Annotated in this window: 14 protein-coding genes; 5 read left to right on the top strand and 9 right to left on the bottom strand. The window is 69.1% G+C overall.

The genetic code is table 11. From position 1 onward, the window contains the following. Positions 1-161 precede the first annotated feature (161 nt). Genes CA951_RS05705 through CA951_RS05695 form a run of 3 tightly spaced genes read left to right on the top strand, consistent with a single transcriptional unit; the run spans position 162 to position 2,701 of the window. Entirely contained in the window at positions 162-869 is a 708-nt protein-coding gene (locus tag CA951_RS05705; RefSeq protein ID WP_087555903.1) for a TetR/AcrR family transcriptional regulator, read from the top strand. 60 nt (positions 870-929) lie between these two features. Next, entirely contained in the window at positions 930-1,280 is a 351-nt protein-coding gene (locus CA951_RS05700; protein WP_087555902.1) for a type VII secretion target, read from the top strand. Continuing rightward, entirely contained in the window at positions 1,277-2,701 is a 1,425-nt protein-coding gene (locus CA951_RS05695; protein WP_087555901.1) for a hypothetical protein, read from the top strand. The genes CA951_RS05700 and CA951_RS05695 overlap by 4 nt, the downstream gene beginning before the upstream one ends. Before the next feature lie 5 nt (positions 2,702-2,706). Here the strand turns inward: CA951_RS05695 and CA951_RS05690 are convergent, their stop codons facing one another. From CA951_RS05690 to CA951_RS05680, 3 genes are read right to left on the bottom strand one after another with little or no spacing between them, the layout of a single operon-like run. Then, complete coding sequence (locus tag CA951_RS05690; protein ID WP_179220120.1) at positions 2,707-3,366, bottom strand: hypothetical protein; 660 nt, start codon at positions 3,364-3,366, stop codon at positions 2,707-2,709. After that, the gene (gene hisS / locus CA951_RS05685; RefSeq protein ID WP_087555900.1) at positions 3,329-4,600 is read right to left on the bottom strand and encodes a histidine--tRNA ligase; all 1,272 of its coding nucleotides are present in this window, start codon (positions 4,598-4,600) and stop codon (positions 3,329-3,331) included. Before hisS ends, CA951_RS05690 begins: the two co-directional genes overlap by 38 nt. Positions 4,601-4,615: 15 nt before the next feature. Further along, entirely contained in the window at positions 4,616-5,296 is a 681-nt protein-coding gene (locus tag CA951_RS05680) for an MBL fold metallo-hydrolase (protein WP_179220119.1), read from the bottom strand. A gap of 173 nt (positions 5,297-5,469) precedes the next feature. Between CA951_RS05680 and CA951_RS05675 the strand changes: the two genes are divergently transcribed. Together CA951_RS05675 and CA951_RS05670 are read left to right on the top strand one after the other, a co-directional pair. Next, on the top strand, positions 5,470-6,351 hold the full coding sequence (locus CA951_RS05675) for a peptidylprolyl isomerase (RefSeq protein ID WP_087555898.1): 882 nt from the start codon (positions 5,470-5,472) through the stop codon (positions 6,349-6,351). A gap of 22 nt (positions 6,352-6,373) precedes the next feature. Continuing rightward, complete coding sequence (locus CA951_RS05670) at positions 6,374-7,168, top strand: peptidylprolyl isomerase (protein WP_087555897.1); 795 nt, start codon at positions 6,374-6,376, stop codon at positions 7,166-7,168. A 94-nt stretch (positions 7,169-7,262) separates the two neighbouring features. On the opposite strand, the gene CA951_RS05665 is transcribed toward CA951_RS05670, so the two are convergent. The 6 genes from CA951_RS05665 to yajC form a co-directional block, all read right to left on the bottom strand. After that, positions 7,263-9,638, bottom strand: a complete 2,376-nt coding sequence (locus CA951_RS05665) for a bifunctional (p)ppGpp synthetase/guanosine-3',5'-bis(diphosphate) 3'-pyrophosphohydrolase (protein WP_087555896.1) — start codon at positions 9,636-9,638, stop codon at positions 7,263-7,265. Between the two features lie 103 nt (positions 9,639-9,741). Further along, positions 9,742-10,275, bottom strand: a complete 534-nt coding sequence (locus tag CA951_RS05660; RefSeq protein WP_087556002.1) for an adenine phosphoribosyltransferase — start codon at positions 10,273-10,275, stop codon at positions 9,742-9,744. Next, a complete protein-coding gene (locus tag CA951_RS05655) occupies positions 10,272-12,038 on the bottom strand; it encodes an ABC transporter substrate-binding protein (RefSeq protein ID WP_087555895.1) in 1,767 nt (588 codons plus the stop codon). Before CA951_RS05655 ends, CA951_RS05660 begins: the two co-directional genes overlap by 4 nt. Position 12,039: 1 nt before the next feature. After that, entirely contained in the window at positions 12,040-13,266 is a 1,227-nt protein-coding gene (gene secF / locus CA951_RS05650; protein WP_087555894.1) for a protein translocase subunit SecF, read from the bottom strand. Next, a complete protein-coding gene (gene secD / locus CA951_RS05645; protein ID WP_087555893.1) occupies positions 13,263-14,933 on the bottom strand; it encodes a protein translocase subunit SecD in 1,671 nt (556 codons plus the stop codon). The genes secF and secD overlap by 4 nt, the downstream gene beginning before the upstream one ends. A 131-nt stretch (positions 14,934-15,064) precedes the next feature. Beyond that, positions 15,065-15,457, bottom strand: coding sequence for a preprotein translocase subunit YajC (yajC, locus tag CA951_RS05640; protein WP_087555892.1), 393 nt, complete (start codon positions 15,455-15,457; stop codon positions 15,065-15,067). Positions 15,458-15,556 lie beyond the last annotated feature (99 nt).

Raw genomic sequence — 15,556 nt, 5'->3', positions numbered from 1 at the left:
GCTCGATAGTTTTCTCGTCGGGAGGCCTCGATGGGTGACGCCCGCGTATCCAGATCGCGGTCGGCCGTAACAGCATCGTTGCCTACGTTTCGGTCGCGTGACGAAACCCTCACGGAGGGTGGTCGGGGCCGGGTCCGGACACGACCTGACATCATGGAGCGGTGACCACAGGGCCGGGACGACCCCGACTGACCAGTCAGCGCAGACCAGGGCAGACCACACCCGAGGAGATCCTCGACGCCGCCGGAGAGTTGTTCACCACCAAGGGTTTCGCCGCCACCTCGACCCGGCTGATCGCCGAGATGGTCGGCATCCGGCAGGCGTCGCTTTACCACCACTTCCCCAACAAGGAGGAGATCCTGGCGGCACTGCTCGAGGAGACGGTCTCCCCCGCGCTCGCCGCCGCCGGACGGCTCACCGACGCCGCCGCCCTCGCCACGGTGCGCCTGCATGCACTGGCCACCTTCGACGTCACCCAACTCACGACCACCAGATGGAATCTCGGTGCGCTGTACCTTCTCCCGGAACTGCTGACCGATCGATTCGAGCCGTTCCGCACCCAACGCACCCTGCTGCGCGGGCACTACCGGCAACTGGCGGACCGGGCCCTCACGGAAATCAACCGCGATTCCGGCAGCACCTCCCCGGCCCTGGCCGACCTGCCGTTCCGAATCGTCGAGAGCGCCATCGCAACCCGCGCCGACATCGAACGCGGACTGCTGCCCGGGCCCGAGAACGAGGGCGCTGCCGGACTCCTCGCCGACGCCTGCCTCCGCACCCTCGGATGGACGGAGTCGCTCGACGAAATCCGGGCGAAGTCGCGTGCACTGCTCGCCGAGACCGAGGGCGGAACACCCCTTCACCGCTAGCCGTGCCTGTCGTTCCCGTGCGATAAAATCTGGCGAACGCTTAATCACTGGGGGGTTATCTTGAGCGAAGTCTTCGTCGTCACGGACGGCATCAGGAACTACGGCGCCACCGCCGCGCAGGCCGCCGAACAGATCAGCAGCGCCGCCGCACTCGATCTCGGGGCGAACCTCGCGGCGCTCGCGCCCGTGTTCGGCCCGATCGGAGCCGACTTTCTCGCGTCCTTCGCTGCCGCGCAGGCAAACCACGCCGCATCGGTCGCCGAACTCGCCGCGCACTACGCGCAGACCGCCATCGCGGCCGACGCCACCGCCCGGTCCTACGACTCCGTCGACGGCGCCAACGGCGCCGCGCTCGGTGCTGTCGGCGACGGACTCGGTGCTGTCGGCGACGGACTCGGGGGCCTCGCATGACCGCCCCCGAATCCGCCGGACAGCCCGCCGAGCGCGGATCGATTCTCGACCTGATCCAGGGCTCACCCGTCGGCGACGCCCTCGCCACACCACTGCCGAGCACCCCGCTCGAGGCCCTGCAGAATTCCCCGCTCGGCCCGTTGCTGGATGCGCCGCTCGGTGAGCTGCCACCGTTGCCGGCGCTGCCACCGTTACCGGCCCTGCCGTCGTTGCCGCCCCTGCCGCCGAACCCGGTCGAGGCACTGCTGCAGGGGCACGCCCTGCCCGCGCTGCCGGGTGTGGACGAATTGTTCAAGCCGCTCACCGATCTCGCCGGGAGCTTCGGCACCGGCACGTTCGGCGCGTTCGATCCGACGTCGGTCCTCGACATGTCCTCGGGCATGATCGACCAGGCCCTGTCGATGAGCCTGTCGGGTCTGAAGGTCCTCGACCAGATCTGGCAGAGCCAGGCGGCGCAGGCGGCGCAGTCCCAGGGTGTGCAGGCCCAGGCGAGCGGCACCGAACTGAGCGAACGTGGCACGGAGATCTCGGCCACCACCCAGACCGCCGCCGCATCCGTGGCGCGGGGCAACGCGAACCTGATGACGATCTCGGAGTCGTTCGCGGCCACCGCGGTCGCCGCCGCGCCGATGGTGATGACTCCGCCCGGGCAGGCAATGTTGCTCGCGTCCGCGGCCGAGCACATCAAGGCGGCCATCGGAGTGGTGACGCAGACCCGCACCGAACTGAACGAACAGACCCTCACGATGAACGGTCTCGCCGCGCCGGTCCCGGTGCCGCCGCCCCCGGCACCCGGAGCCGTGGCGGGGGCGGCGCCGACGTCGCCGTTCGCCGTCGCGTCCACCGTCATCGAGGGCGTGGGCAAGCCGATGATCTCCACCGTCACCGACGGTGTCGGCGACCTGGTGTCGGCGAGTACCCAGGCGGCCGGTGTCTCCTCGTCCGACCTGCCCGCCGACACCGTCGCGGCGAAATCCGCCGTCACCCCGGCACACGGGGCCGCCGGCGGCGTTCCCGGCGCGGTGGGCACGGCCGGCGGCGCGGGAATCGGCATGTACGGCGGCGGCGCGGGCGGAAGCGTGTCCGCGGGTGGCGGTTCGGTACCCCGCGGAACGGTTTCCGGGGCGGTCGTGCCCCCGGCGACTGCGACCCCGGCGACACCGGGCACCGCTCCGGCACCCGGCGCCACTCCGGCCGCCTCGTCCCCCCTCGCACCGGGCGGGGCAATGGGCGGGATGGGCGGCGCCGGCATGGCAGGCGCCGGGCGCGGTGGCGACGAACAGCTGAGCGGCCGTTCCACACCGAGCTACCTCGTCAACGCCGGCGAGAACAACGCGTTCGTCGGCGACCTGCCGATGGTCGCACCTGCCGTGATCGGCGGCGAGGACCTCGACGACACGTCGTTCGGCGATCGGGGCTGATCGCCTCAGTCGAGCAGTGCCGCCACCTCGTGATCGGTGAGCGTGGTGGTGGGCACGCGGCCCTCCGAACGCACCAGTTCCACCGCCCGGAACAGCGGGCGTTCGGGTAGGGCCGCTCCGCGCGCTTCCGCACGGAGTTGCTCGATGAGGACCGACGCGATCGCGGCCGCCGGTACCAGTTCGCTCGTCGTCAGGGCGTCGGCGAGCCTGCGGAGCCCGAGGATCTCGAGTTCCCGGCCGCCGTCGGTCGTGTAGAGGGCGAGCGGAACCGCGAGGCTCCCGTCGGGATCGGTGATCCGGACGCTCACCTCGCTGACCCTGGCCGAACGGACCACCAGTTCCGCGGCGACCGCGCGGGTGACGTCGACGCGTCTGCTGCGCAGTCCCCCCGTCGACCGGATCCGCCCGGCCTGCAGGGTGATGCGACGCCGCAACGTGAGGAGCGCGGACGCGGCGGTCGGGACCGCGATCACGGCCCCGACCGTCACGCCGACCCACACGGGACCGAAGAACCCGACGACGACGCCGACCACGACACCGATCAGCACGGCGATCGCCGCGACCTTCTTGAGCCGCGGTGCGATCAACTCGATAGGGACGAGGTCGAGCGACACCGGCGCGGTGTCGTCAGGCGCCAAGGATGGCTCCGACGCGCGCGAGAACATCTGCCGCCGACACCGATTCCTGATCGCCGGTGGCGAGAGTCTTGATTCCCACCGTGCCCTCGGCGATGTCGCGGTCGCCGAGCACCAGTGCCAGCGCGGCGCCGGACCGGTCGGCGGCCTTCATCGCGCCCTTCACGCCGCGGTTGCCGTACGCGAGATCGACTCGAATTCCCTGGGCGCGCAACTGTTGCGCGATCACCACCAGCTTCGCCTTCGCCTCCTCACCCAGCGGGACGCCGAAGACCTCGCAGCGGGCCGTCGAGCCCGCGGTCTTGCCCTCGGCGGCGAGCGCCAGGACGGTGCGGTCGACACCGAGCCCGAAACCGATGCCGGACAACGGCTGACCACCCAGCTGCTCCATCAGACCGTCGTAGCGTCCGCCGCCGCCGATACCCGACTGCGCGCCGAGACCGTCGTGGACGAACTCGAACGTCGTCTTCGTGTAGTAGTCGAGGCCGCGGACCATCCGCGGGTTGACCACGTACGGCACCCCCAGCGCGTCGAGGTGCGCGAGCACCTCGTCGAAGTGCGCCTTCGCGGTGTCCGAGAGGTGGTCGAGCATGAGCGGGGCGTCCGCCGTCATCTCGCGCACCTCCTTGCGCTTGTCGTCGAGCACCCGCAGCGGGTTGATCTCCGCCCGCCGGCGCGTCTCCTCGTCGAGGGGAAGGGCGAACAGGAACTCCTGCAACCGTTCCCGGTACTGCGGACGGCACGTGTCGTCGCCGAGGGACGTGATCTCCAACCGGAAACCCTCGAGACCGAGGCCGCGGAAACCGGCGTCGGCGACGGCGATGACCTCGGCGTCGAGTGCCGGGTCGTCGACGCCGATGGCCTCCACCCCGACCTGCTGCAGCTGGCGGTACCGGCCGGCCTGCGGTCGCTCGTAGCGGAAGAACGGGCCGGCGTAGCTCAGCTTGACCGGCAACTGCCCGCGGTCCAGGCCGTGCTCGATCACGGCCCGCATGACACCCGCGGTGCCCTCGGGCCGCAGGGTCACCGAACGGTCACCGCGGTCGGCGAACGTGTACATCTCCTTGCTGACGACGTCGGTGGACTCGCCGACACCGCGGGCGAACAGCCCGGTGTCCTCGAAGATGGGAAGTTCGATGTGGCCGTATCCGGCCAGACGCGCGGCGCGCGTGAGTCCGTCACGGACCGCGACGAACTCGGACGACTGCGGCGGGACGTAATCGGGGACGCCCTTGGGGGCGGAGAAGGTGCTGGCTTTGCTCACTGTCGTTACTTTTCCTTATTTCGATCCCGGGAGTCCAACGAGAAACGGGTTCGACCCACGTTCGGCGCCGACGGTGCTCGACCCGCCGTGCCCGGGGAGGACCGCCGTGTCGTCGGCGAGGATCAGAAGCTTGTCGGCAATGGACTGCAGCAACTGTTCGTGGTTGCCGCCGGGCAGGTCGCTGCGGCCGATCGATCCCTGGAACAGCGTGTCACCGGTGAGGGCGATCTCGACGGGGCCGTTCTCGGTGACGACCCGGGTGCGGAACACCACCGACCCCTGCGTGTGCCCGGGCGTGTGGTCGACGGCGAACGACATCCCGGCCTGCTCGATCACGTCGCCGTCGGCGAGTTCGATCACCTCGCCGGGCTCGACGAACGTCATGCCCTCGATGAACGGCTTCATCGTCGGGCCGATGCCGCGGCCGGGGTCCGACAGCATGTAACGGTCCTCGGGATGGATGTACGCGGGGATCCCGAACTTCTCGCAGACGTCGTAGACGTTCCAGACGTGGTCGAGGTGACCGTGGGTCAGCAGCACCGCCGTCGGGGTGAGATTCGACTGGTCCAGGAACTCGAACAGCGGTTCGGCGGCGTCCTGCCCTGGGTCGACGACGACGCACTCCGGGGCGTCGTCCTGCGCGAGGATGTAGCAGTTGGTCTGAAACATCCCGGCCGGGAATCCTGTGACGAGCACGCGCGACGCTCCTGTTCGAGTGGTCATTGCAGTCGCTACAGCCTAAGCCTCCGCCCCGCCAGGATGTTCTCAGGTTCGGATGGCAGACTCTGGAGGTCGTGTGCCGGGGGCAGTTCGCACCGGCCAACTGCCATATCGACGTCCAGCCAGACCGACACGGGAGGACCACCGCAGTGCCGAGCAACGAGCAGCGCCGGGAAGCAGCGAAACGAAAGCTCGAGCGTCAGCTCGAACGCCGCGCCGACAGAGCACGCAAGCGTAAGCAGCTGACCATCGCCGGTTCGGTGCTCGGTGTCGTACTGGTGGTGGCCGCCGGCGCCTTCGTCTTCTCCCTCACCCGCGGCGACGACGAGGCGACGGAGGCATCGGCGGCATCGGCGGCGGAGTCGGCGTCACCGCAGTCGCCCGGTGTGATGCCCGCAGGCCGGTCCGAGCCGCTGCCCGAGAAGGTGTCCTGCACGTACACCCCCGACAGTCAGCCGCCGGCGAAGCAGGTGAACCCGCCGCGCACCGACGAGATCGACACCACGCTCCAGGAAGTCAGCGTCAGCATGCAGACGACGCAGGGCAACATCGGTCTGGTCCTGGACAACGCCGACTCCCCGTGCACGGTCAACAACTTCCTGAGCCTGGCGAGCCAGAACTACTTCGACAACACCCCCTGCCACCGGCTGGTCACGTCCGAGGGGCTGAAGGTCCTGCAGTGCGGTGATCCGACCGGTGCCGGCACCGGCGGACCGGGCTACGGGTTCGCCAACGAATTCCCCACCGACCAGTACGAAGCGTCCGACCCGTCGCTGCAGGTTCCGGTCACCTATCCGCGCGGCACCATCGCGATGGCCAACAGCGGGCAGCCCGACAGCAACGGCAGCCAGTTCTTCCTCGTCTACGCCGATTCGCAGCTGCCGCCGCAGTACACCGCGTTCGGGAAGGTCGACGAGACGGGTCTCGCGACGATCGAGAAGGTGGCGGCGGCCGGTGACGACGGATCGATGCAGGCCGGCGGCGGCAAGCCGAACCTGCCGATCGACATCACGTCCGTCCGGATGGACTGACGTCTCGTGTGAGGATGGACCGATGAAACGCACCTCGATTCTCGTCGCAGGCGTGAGCCTCGCGGTCCTCCTCGCCGGCTGTTCGAATTCGTCCGACTCCGGCGGCTCGTCGGCCGGCACCTCGTCGAAGGCGGCCGCCACGAGCGCGGCGGAGCAGTCGCTCGATCTGTCCAAGTTCGGCACGCTCCCCGCGGTTCCGCCTCCCGCCGGCGCCACCGTGGACTGCACGTACCCGGCGGGGCGGCCCGCCGTCAAGGACGTCACCCCGCCGCCCATGTCCGGTGTGTCCACCGTGGGCACGGTTCCGGTCGATCTCCAGACCAGCGCCGGACCGATCGGCCTGGTCCTGGACCGCGCCGAGGCCCCGTGCACGGTCAACAGCTTCACGAGCCTGGCCCAGCAGGGGTACTTCGACGACACCCCCTGCCACCGGCTGACGACCGAAGTGGGTCTGCAGGTGCTGCAGTGCGGCGACCCGAGCGGGGCGGGCACCGGCGGCCCGGGGTACGGATTCGACACCGAGTACCCGGAGACCGCGTTCGCGCCGAACGATCCGGCACTCGCGAATCCGGTGGTCTACCCACGCGGCACCGTCGCGATGGCCAACAGCGGACAGCCCGGCAGCAACGGCAGCCAGTTCTTCCTCGTCTACGCCGACTCGGTGCTCCCGCCCAACTACACCGTCTTCGGTTCGATCTCCGAGGAGGGCCTCGCGACCATCGAGAAGATCGCGGCGGACGGCGACGACGGTTCCATGGCCGCAGGCGGCGGCAAGCCCAACACCCCGGTGCAGATCGAGACCGCGAAGGTCGGCTGACCCCGCACCCCGCTGGGCACCCCCCGAGCTGGACGAACGGGACGGTCGTTGGATCTGATCGAACGACCGTCCCGTTCGTCGCCGGGGATGACCGCTAGGCGGCGGACGTCACCCGGTACACGTCGTACACGCCCTCGACGTTGCGGACCACGCTCAGCACGTGCCCGAGGTGCTTCGGGTCGCCCATCTCGAACGTGAACTTGCTGATCGCCACCCGGTCGCCGGACGTCGTCACCGACGCCGACAGGATGTTGACCTTCTCGTCCGCGAGCGCCTTCGTCACGTCCGACAGCAACCGGTGCCGGTCGAGCGCCTCGATCTGGATGGCCACCAGGAACACCGACGACGGCGACGGCGCCCACTTGACCTCGATGATGCGCTCGGACTGCTCCTGCAGGGAACCGGCGTTGGTGCAGTCGGTGCGGTGCACGCTGACCGCGCCGCCCCGGGTCACGAAGCCCATGATCTCGTCGCCGGGAACGGGTGTGCAGCACTTGGCGAGCTTGGCGACCGTACCCTCCGCGCCGGGAACCAGCACACCCGCGTCGCCGGTGCTCCGCGGACGCATCGGCATGGTCGACGGGGTGGACCGCTCGGCCAGCTCCTCCTCGACGTCGCCGACCCCGCCCAGATGCGCCACCAGACGCTGGACGACGTGCTGCGCCGACACGTGACTCTCGCCGACCGCCGTGTACAGCATCGACACGTCGGTGTAGTGCAGTTCGTGCGCGATGGACGCCATCGACTCGGCGTTCATCAGGCGCTGCAGCGGCAACCCGACCCGCCGAACCTCCTTCGCGATGGCGTCCTTGCCCGCCTCGAGTGCCTCTTCGCGGCGTTCCTTGGCGAACCACTGCCGGATCTTCGTCTTGGCGCGCGGCGACACGGCGAACGTCTGCCAGTCGCGGCTGGGACCGGCGTTGACGGCCTTGGAGGTGAAGACCTCCACCACCTCACCGTTCTCGAGCTTGCGTTCGAGCGCCACGAGCCTGCCGTTGACCCGGGCGCCGATACAGCGGTGCCCGACCTCCGTGTGCACGGCGTACGCGAAGTCGACGGGCGTCGACCCGGCGGGCAGCGTGACCACGTCACCCTTGGGGGTGAAGACGAAGATCTCCTTGACCGCGAGGTCGTAGCGCAGCGACTCGAGAAACTCCCCCGGGTCGGCGGCCTCACGCTGCCAGTCGAGGAGCTGACGCATCCACGCCATGTCGTCGACCTCGGCGACGTCACCGGAGTGCCTGCCCTTGGTCTCCTTGTACCGCCAGTGCGCGGCGATGCCGAACTCCGCGGTGCGGTGCATGTCGTGGGTGCGGATCTGCACCTCGAGGGGTTTGCCCTCCGGTCCGACCACCGTGGTGTGCAGCGACTGGTACACGCCGTACCGCGGCTGCGCGATGTAGTCCTTGAACCGGCCCGCCATCGGCTGCCACAGCGAGTGGACGACACCGACGGCCGCGTAACAGTCCCGGACCTCGTCGCACAGGATCCGCACCCCGACCAGGTCGTGGATGTCGTCGAAGTCGCGGCCCTTGACGATCATCTTCTGGTAGATCGACCAGTAGTGCTTGGGCCTGCCCTCGACGACCGCGTTGATGCGCGACGCCGTCAGGGTCGCGTTGATCTCCGCCCGCACCTTCGCCAGGTAGGTGTCGCGGGACGGCGCCCGGTCGGCGACGAGCCGCACGATCTCGTCGTACTTCTTGGGATGCAGGATCGCGAAGGACAGGTCCTCGAGTTCCCATTTCACGGTCGCCATGCCGAGCCGGTGGGCCAGCGGCGCGATCACCTCGAGCGTTTCGCGGGCCTTGCGGGCCTGCTTCTCGGGTGGCAGGAACCGCATGGTGCGCATGTTGTGGAGCCGGTCGGCCACCTTGATCACCAGCACGCGCGGATCGCGGGCCATCGCGATGATCATCTTGCGGATGGTCTCGCCCTCGGCGGCGTTGCCGAGCACCACCTTGTCGAGTTTGGTGACGCCGTCGACGAGGTGCGCGACCTCTTCGCCGAACTCGTCGGTCAGCTGCTCGAGGGAGTAGCCGGTGTCTTCGACGGTGTCGTGGAGCAGGGCCGCGACCAGGGTGGTGGTGTCCATCCCCAGTTCGGCGAGGATGCTGGCCACGGCGAGCGGATGCGTGATGTACGGGTCGCCCGACTTGCGGCGCTGGCTGGCGTGCCGCTCCTCGGCCACGTCGTAGGCGCGCTGCAGGAGCGCCAGGTCCGCCTTGGGGTAGAGCTCGCGGTGCAGACTGACGAGGGGTTCGAGAACCGGCCGGATGGTCGTGTTCCGCTGACCCGTGATGCGCCTGGCGAGTCGCGCTCGTACCCGGCGCGATGCGGACGCCGGAACGGCGAATCCCTGTGCTCCACGGTTGTTACCGGAAGCCGGGTTCGCTGCAGGTGACTCGGCATCGGATTGCGCAGACGTGGGTGTTCCCGTGTTCTGCGACCGATCAAGATTCGAAGTCATGCCGTCACCTCCTACCACTGAAATGGCTCGGGCTCTGGGGCCCTGGTTGGTCTCGGGCATGCGCCCCGGTGGCCGTGACGACCACCAGGCCCAACTTTAGTACTCAGACCGTGACGAGGGACGTGAGCGGGTACTTTCCGAGGCGCTGCCGGCCACCCAGCGCGGCGATCTCCAGGACCACGGCGATACCGATCACGCGGGCACCTGCGGATTCCACCAGCCGCGCCGTCGCGTCGAGCGTGCCGCCGGTGGCGAGGACGTCGTCGACGACGAGAACGGAGCGCCCGTCCAGGCCGATCGGCCCGGCCGGGATCTCCAGCGTGGCCGTCCCGTACTCGAGGGTGTACGACTGCGACAGCACGGGCGGCGGCAGTTTGCCCGACTTCCGCACGGCCACCACACCGGATCCCAGCTCCCGGGCTACGCCGCCGCCGAGGAGGAACCCCCGCGCGTCGACGGCGGCGATCACGTCCGTCTCCGGGGCACAGGCGGCGAGCGCGTCGACGACGACACGGAATCCGTCGGCGTCGGAGAAGACCGGCGTCAGATCGGCGAACCGCACGCCGGGTTGCGGGAAGTCGTCGGCCCACCGGGTGAGCCGGGTGACGGCCTCACGGGCCGCGGAATGATCGGTCATCGGCGCAGCACCCACCTGTCCATGTTCCACCCGGCGCCCGACACTGTCGGGTTGACCGCTCCCGCCTCCAGACCCGACGCGAACGCGACGGTCCGCGGCTGGTCGAACAGCGGCACCGTCGGCACATCGGACCACAGGATGTTCTCCGCCTCCGTCGACAGCGACAGCTGGGCGGCGGTCGAGTCGTCGACGGCGAGTTGATCGACGATCTGGTCGACGCGACCGTTGCTGTAATCGCCGAAGTTGGAACCGTTTCCGCTGCGGAGGGCGTACATCGCGGTGGTGGCCGCGGCGGTGCCTGCCGCACCGGGAGCGGACGCCGTGCCCGCGAGCACCACGTCCACCTGCCCGCCGCGCAGCATCGACGGCGTGAAGTCGGGCGAGGCGACGTCCTGGACGGTGATCCCGACCGGGGCGCATGCCGCCGCGACCGCGGACACGATCTCGGCGCGCCGCGGGTTCGGGCCGAGATATCCGATCCGGACGGTCGCCGTGGTGTTGTCGGTGTCGGCCAGCGCGGCGGTGGCCGCTGCCGTGTCCGCCGTCTCGTAGCGGCCGCCGACGGCGCCCGCCACAGACTGGTGGACGAGGCTGTCGGGTGCTGTGACCCGCGTGTCGACCGGACCGCCGGAGCCTGCGCCGTCCGTGTCCGGTTCCGCGGCGAGCCCGAACTTCGACGCCAGCTCGTCGCGGGGCAGGCAGGCCGCGAACGCCCGCCGTCCGGCCGCGTTCTCGAACAGACCCGAGGTGGACAGGACGAACTGCTCGACGCTGCGGGAGGCCACCTCGGTCACGTCGAATCCGCCCAGGTCCAGGTCCGGCACCGAACCCGCGGCGACGTCGACGACCTCGACCGCACCGTCACCGATCCGCGCGCCGACGTCGGAGGACTTGGGCCACACCACGATCCGGGACGTGGCGGGGCGGTTGCCCCACCAGCGGTCGTTGGCCACCAGCACCAGACCCTCGTCCGCGGAGAACGATTCGACCTTGTAGGGGCCGGACGCGGGGAACAGCGCGAGGTCGAGGTCGCCCGGTGTCATCGTCCATCCGGAGTTCCAGAAGTCCGCGACCCGCGTCAGCGCCGCGGTGTCCGAATTCTGCACGGCGGCCACGATGTCGGGGACGCCGGTAGCAGTCGCGACGACGTGCGCCGGCATCATCGACGTCGCACCGAACAGCGACTTCCAGTCGGTGACGTTCCGTCCCGCCTTGAACGTGACGACGGCATCCTTCGCACCGGTCTGGCAGTCGATCCGGTCGATGTCCGTGTAGCCGGCGGTACTGGCCGCATCGAACATCGGGACGGTCGCGCCCTGGTCGTTCCGGCGGGCGAACCGGCCGCTGTTCGCCGCCCAGGTGAGCACCAGGTCGTCGCAGGACATCGGGACGCCGTCGGAGTAGACGGAGTTGGGGTTCAGCTTGTACTGGATCGTGAGGGCGTCCCCGGGCATCGCGTTGGCGGTGCCGATGTCCGTGTCGGCCACCGGTCCGCCCTCGGGGCCCGTGTAGTTGAACCCGGGCAGCACCCGCGCGAACACCTGACGTGCCCCCGACACCGCACCCGCGACGCTGTTCGCGTTGTAGGTGGTGACGGTGTTGTCGACGGCGTAGCCGATCGACGGGATCTGCTCGCCCTCCTCGGCACATCCGACGAGGGTGCCTGCGAGGAGCACGGTCGCGAGGAGACCGGCACCCGACACGGCCGCCGTCCGGCCGTGTCGGGTGGGCGCACCGCGCCGGGTGCTGTGCGATGCGGGCATGTCAGTGCCTCTTCTTGTTGCGCTTTCCGGTGGGACGTGAGCCCGGAGCAGGTGCGGTCGACGCGGTTCGGGAACGCGGCACGGCCGCTTCCGTCGTGGATACGGTCGCCGGGGCGCCGGCCTTCTGCGCTCCGCCTTCGGCCAGGGTCGCCCGTCGGGCGAGGACCTTCCGCGTGTGCGCGGCCACCGGACCCCACCGCTCCTTCAGGGTGACCAGCAACGGTGTCGCGAAGAAGATCGACGAGTACGCACCGACGATGATGCCGACGAGCTGCACCAGCGCCAGGTCCTTCAGCGTTCCGACACCGAGCATCCACACCGCGACCACCATCAGCGCGAGCACCGGCAGCACGCTGATCAGGGTGGTGTTGATGGAACGCATCAACGTCTGGTTGACCGCCAGGTTCGCCTGCTCGGCGTACGTGCGACGGGTCAGGTGCAGAATCCCCCGGGTGTTCTCCTCGACCTTGTCGAACACCACCACCGAGTCGTAGAGCGAGAACCCGAGAATCGTCAGCAGACCGATGACGGTCGCGGGGGTGACCTCGAAGCCGACGAGCGAATACACACCGGCGGTGACGGCGATGTCGAAGAACAGTGCGACGATCGCGGCGACCGCCATGTCGCGCTCGAACCGGACAGCGATGTAGATGCTGACGATCACGAGGAACACAAGCAGCGCGATCAGCGCCTTCTGGGTGATCTGCCCGCCCCACGTCTCGCTGACGTCGGCGACGCTGATCACGTTCTCGTTGACGGTGCCGTCACTGTCCTTCGGCTGGAACTCGTCGTACAACGCGTCCTGCAGCTTCACCACCTGGGCCGCGTCGAGTGCCTCCGAGCGGATCTGCACGGTCGCACTCGAACCCGAGCCCACCGTCTGCACCGAGACGGGGTCCATTCCCAGCGCCTCGGAGTAGACGTTCTCCACCTGCGCGGTGTCCACGCCGTTGCCCGCGGGGAACTGGATCCGCGACCCACCCTCGAAGTCGATACCGAGGGTGAATCCGCGCACGAGGATACTCAGCAGCGAGATCAGCACGATCGTGCCGGTCAGGATGAAGTAGAAGCGGCGGCGGCCGACCACCTCGAAGGCGCCGGTTCCGGTGTACAGCCGGGACAGCCAGCTGTGGTGGGGCATCGACGTCTGGTTGACGCCCGAATCCGACAGCGAAGACTCGGGGTCCGTCTGCGACGCAGACTTGTGCGACGTGGTCGATTCGCTCATACTCGTGACTCCTTCGCCGACGCTGCGGCAGCCTTGCGTTCCTTGGCGATCTGCTGCACGGCACCCAGTCCATTGACGCCCGGCTTGGACCAGAACGGCGACTTCGAGGCGAGGTGGACCAGCGGCCACGTCACCAGGAACACGACGACGACGTCGAGAATGGTGGTCAGGCCGAGGGTGAACGCGAAGCCGCGCACCTGGCCGATCGCGAGGATGTACAGCACCGCGGCGGCGATGAAGCTGACCGCGTTACCGGACAGGATGGTGCGGCGTGCACGGGCCCAGCCGCGTGGAACGGCGGACCGGAAGCTGCGGCCCTCTCTCATCTCGTCCTTGATTCTCTCGAAGAACACGACGAACGAGTCGGCCGTCATGCCGATACCGATGATCAGACCGGCGATGCCGGCGAGGTCGAGGGTGAAGTTGATGTACCGGCCGAGCAGCACCATGATCGCGTACACCATCACACCGGACAGGACCAGGGACAGCGCCGTGAGCACTCCGAGCATGCGGTAGTAGATCAGGCAGTAGATCAGAACCAGGACCAGACCCACCAGACCGGCGATGAGACCGGCCTGCAGCGAGGCGAGCCCCAGGGTCGCGGACACCGTCTCGGCCTCCGACGCCGCGAACGACAGCGGCAGCGAGCCGTATTTCAGGGTGTTCGCGAGTTCCTTCGCACTGTCCGCGGTGAACGAACCGGTGATCGACGTCGAACTGCCTGCGGGTGTCGCGCCCTGCACGACCGGCGCGCTCACCACCTTGGAGTCGAGCGTGAACGCGGCCTGCTTGCCGATGTTCTGCGACGTGAACGTGGCCCAGGTGTTGCTGCCCTCGGTCTTGAACGTCAGGCTCACCTCGTGCCGCGACTGCTGGGAGTTGTACCCGGACGTCGCGTCGGCGATCTCCTGACCGTCGATGATCGCCGGTTCGAGCAGGTACACGGCCTGACCGTCGGTGGAGCACGCGACCAGCGGCAGGGCCGGGTCGTCGTTGCCGCGCAACGGGTCGGGCACGCTGCAGTCGAGCGTCGCCATGGCCTGCTGCTGCACGGCTGGGTCGGTGCTCTGGCGCGTGGCCCGGGCGGCCGCGATCTCGTCGGCGGCCTGGGCGGTCTCGGTCCCGGACTCGTCGGTGGGCGCCGGTTCCGCCGTGGGGGCGGGCGCGGGTGACGTGGACGGATCCTGCGCCGGGAACGGCCGGTTCTGCGGCGCGGGGGTCTCGGTTCCGGCGGGCGCCTGGGCCGGCGTCTCACCGGCGGCGGGTGCCTGCGTGCCTGGAGCGGCCGCGGCCTGCGACGTCTGGACGGGGCGGACGTACAACCGCGCCGTCTGGCCGAGCGACCGCGCCTGGGCGCTGTCGTCGCCGGGAACGGTGATGACCAGGTTGTCGCCGTCGATGACGACCTCGGAGCCGGACACGCCGAGGCCGTTCACACGGGTCTCGATGATCTCCTGCGCCTGCCGCAGGCTGTCCGGCGTCGGCTTGCTGCCGTCCGGGGTGCGTGCGGTGAGGGTGACTCGGGTCCCACCTTGCAGGTCGATGCCCAGCTTGGGTGTCGCGGACTTGTCGCCGGTGAAGAACACCAGGGCATACAGAACCGCCACGAGCACCGCGAAAACGGTGAGGTAGCGGACGGGATGCACCGATCCTGTGGAAGGTGCCACGATCTCTATGTCTCCTCAGTACGTGCAGTTCGGGTGGGAACGCTCACAGCACACCGGACCGGCCGACGCAGGGCTGTGCCCCGGTCGCCGCGCCCGGGGCGCCTGCGACGGCTGCGCCGCGGAAGCGCCGGTCAATCCTTGTTCAGCCGCGGCGTGGTGTCGCCGCCGTTCTCACGATCCTCGCGCACGATGTCGGTGGCGGGGGCCTCGGTGCTGATCGATTCGGTGTCGATCGACTCGTGGTCGATGGCACCGTCACCCTGCAGCGGGGCGTCGACGATCTGCTCGCGGACCACGAGACGCGACCACGTGGTGACCACGCCGGGAGCGATCTCGAGGTCGATCGTGTCGTCGCCGAGTGCGACGACGGTGCCGTGCAGACCGGCAGTCGTGAGGATGCGGTCGCCCACCGAGAGCGAGTCCTGCAGAACAGTCACCTTGGCCGCCTCCTTCTTCTGCCGGCGGATCCCCAGGAACATCGGGACGAGCAGCGCCAGAATCAGGAGCGGGAAGAGAAAATCCATCTGTAAGTCAACCTCGAGGTATGTCGCACGGTCCGAAGCACTGGTCCCGGTTGGACCGATGCAATACACCAGTGTGCCATCACCGGCCCGGACACCGGT

The sequence above is a fragment of the Rhodococcus sp. NCIMB 12038 genome, assembly GCF_002165735.1.
GTDB lineage: Bacteria > Actinomycetota > Actinomycetes > Mycobacteriales > Mycobacteriaceae > Rhodococcus_F.
The sequence above is the reverse complement of the archived record's forward strand: the minus strand, read 5'-3'. Positions and strand labels throughout refer to the sequence as shown.

Coding starts and splice junctions, on each gene's coding strand:
- CA951_RS05695 (WP_087555901.1), top strand. CDS start 1,277: ATGACCGCCCCCGAATCCGCCGGACAGCCCGCCGAGCGCGGATCGATT.
- CA951_RS05690 (WP_179220120.1), bottom strand. CDS start 3,366: ATGTTCTCGCGCGCGTCGGAGCCATCCTTGGCGCCTGACGACACCGCG.
- CA951_RS05670 (WP_087555897.1), top strand. CDS start 6,374: ATGAAACGCACCTCGATTCTCGTCGCAGGCGTGAGCCTCGCGGTCCTC.
- CA951_RS05665 (WP_087555896.1), bottom strand. CDS start 9,638: ATGACTTCGAATCTTGATCGGTCGCAGAACACGGGAACACCCACGTCT.
- CA951_RS05660 (WP_087556002.1), bottom strand. CDS start 10,275: ATGACCGATCATTCCGCGGCCCGTGAGGCCGTCACCCGGCTCACCCGG.
- CA951_RS05655 (WP_087555895.1), bottom strand. CDS start 12,038: ATGCCCGCATCGCACAGCACCCGGCGCGGTGCGCCCACCCGACACGGC.
- secF (WP_087555894.1), bottom strand. CDS start 13,266: ATGAGCGAATCGACCACGTCGCACAAGTCTGCGTCGCAGACGGACCCC.
- yajC (WP_087555892.1), bottom strand. CDS start 15,457: ATGGATTTTCTCTTCCCGCTCCTGATTCTGGCGCTGCTCGTCCCGATG.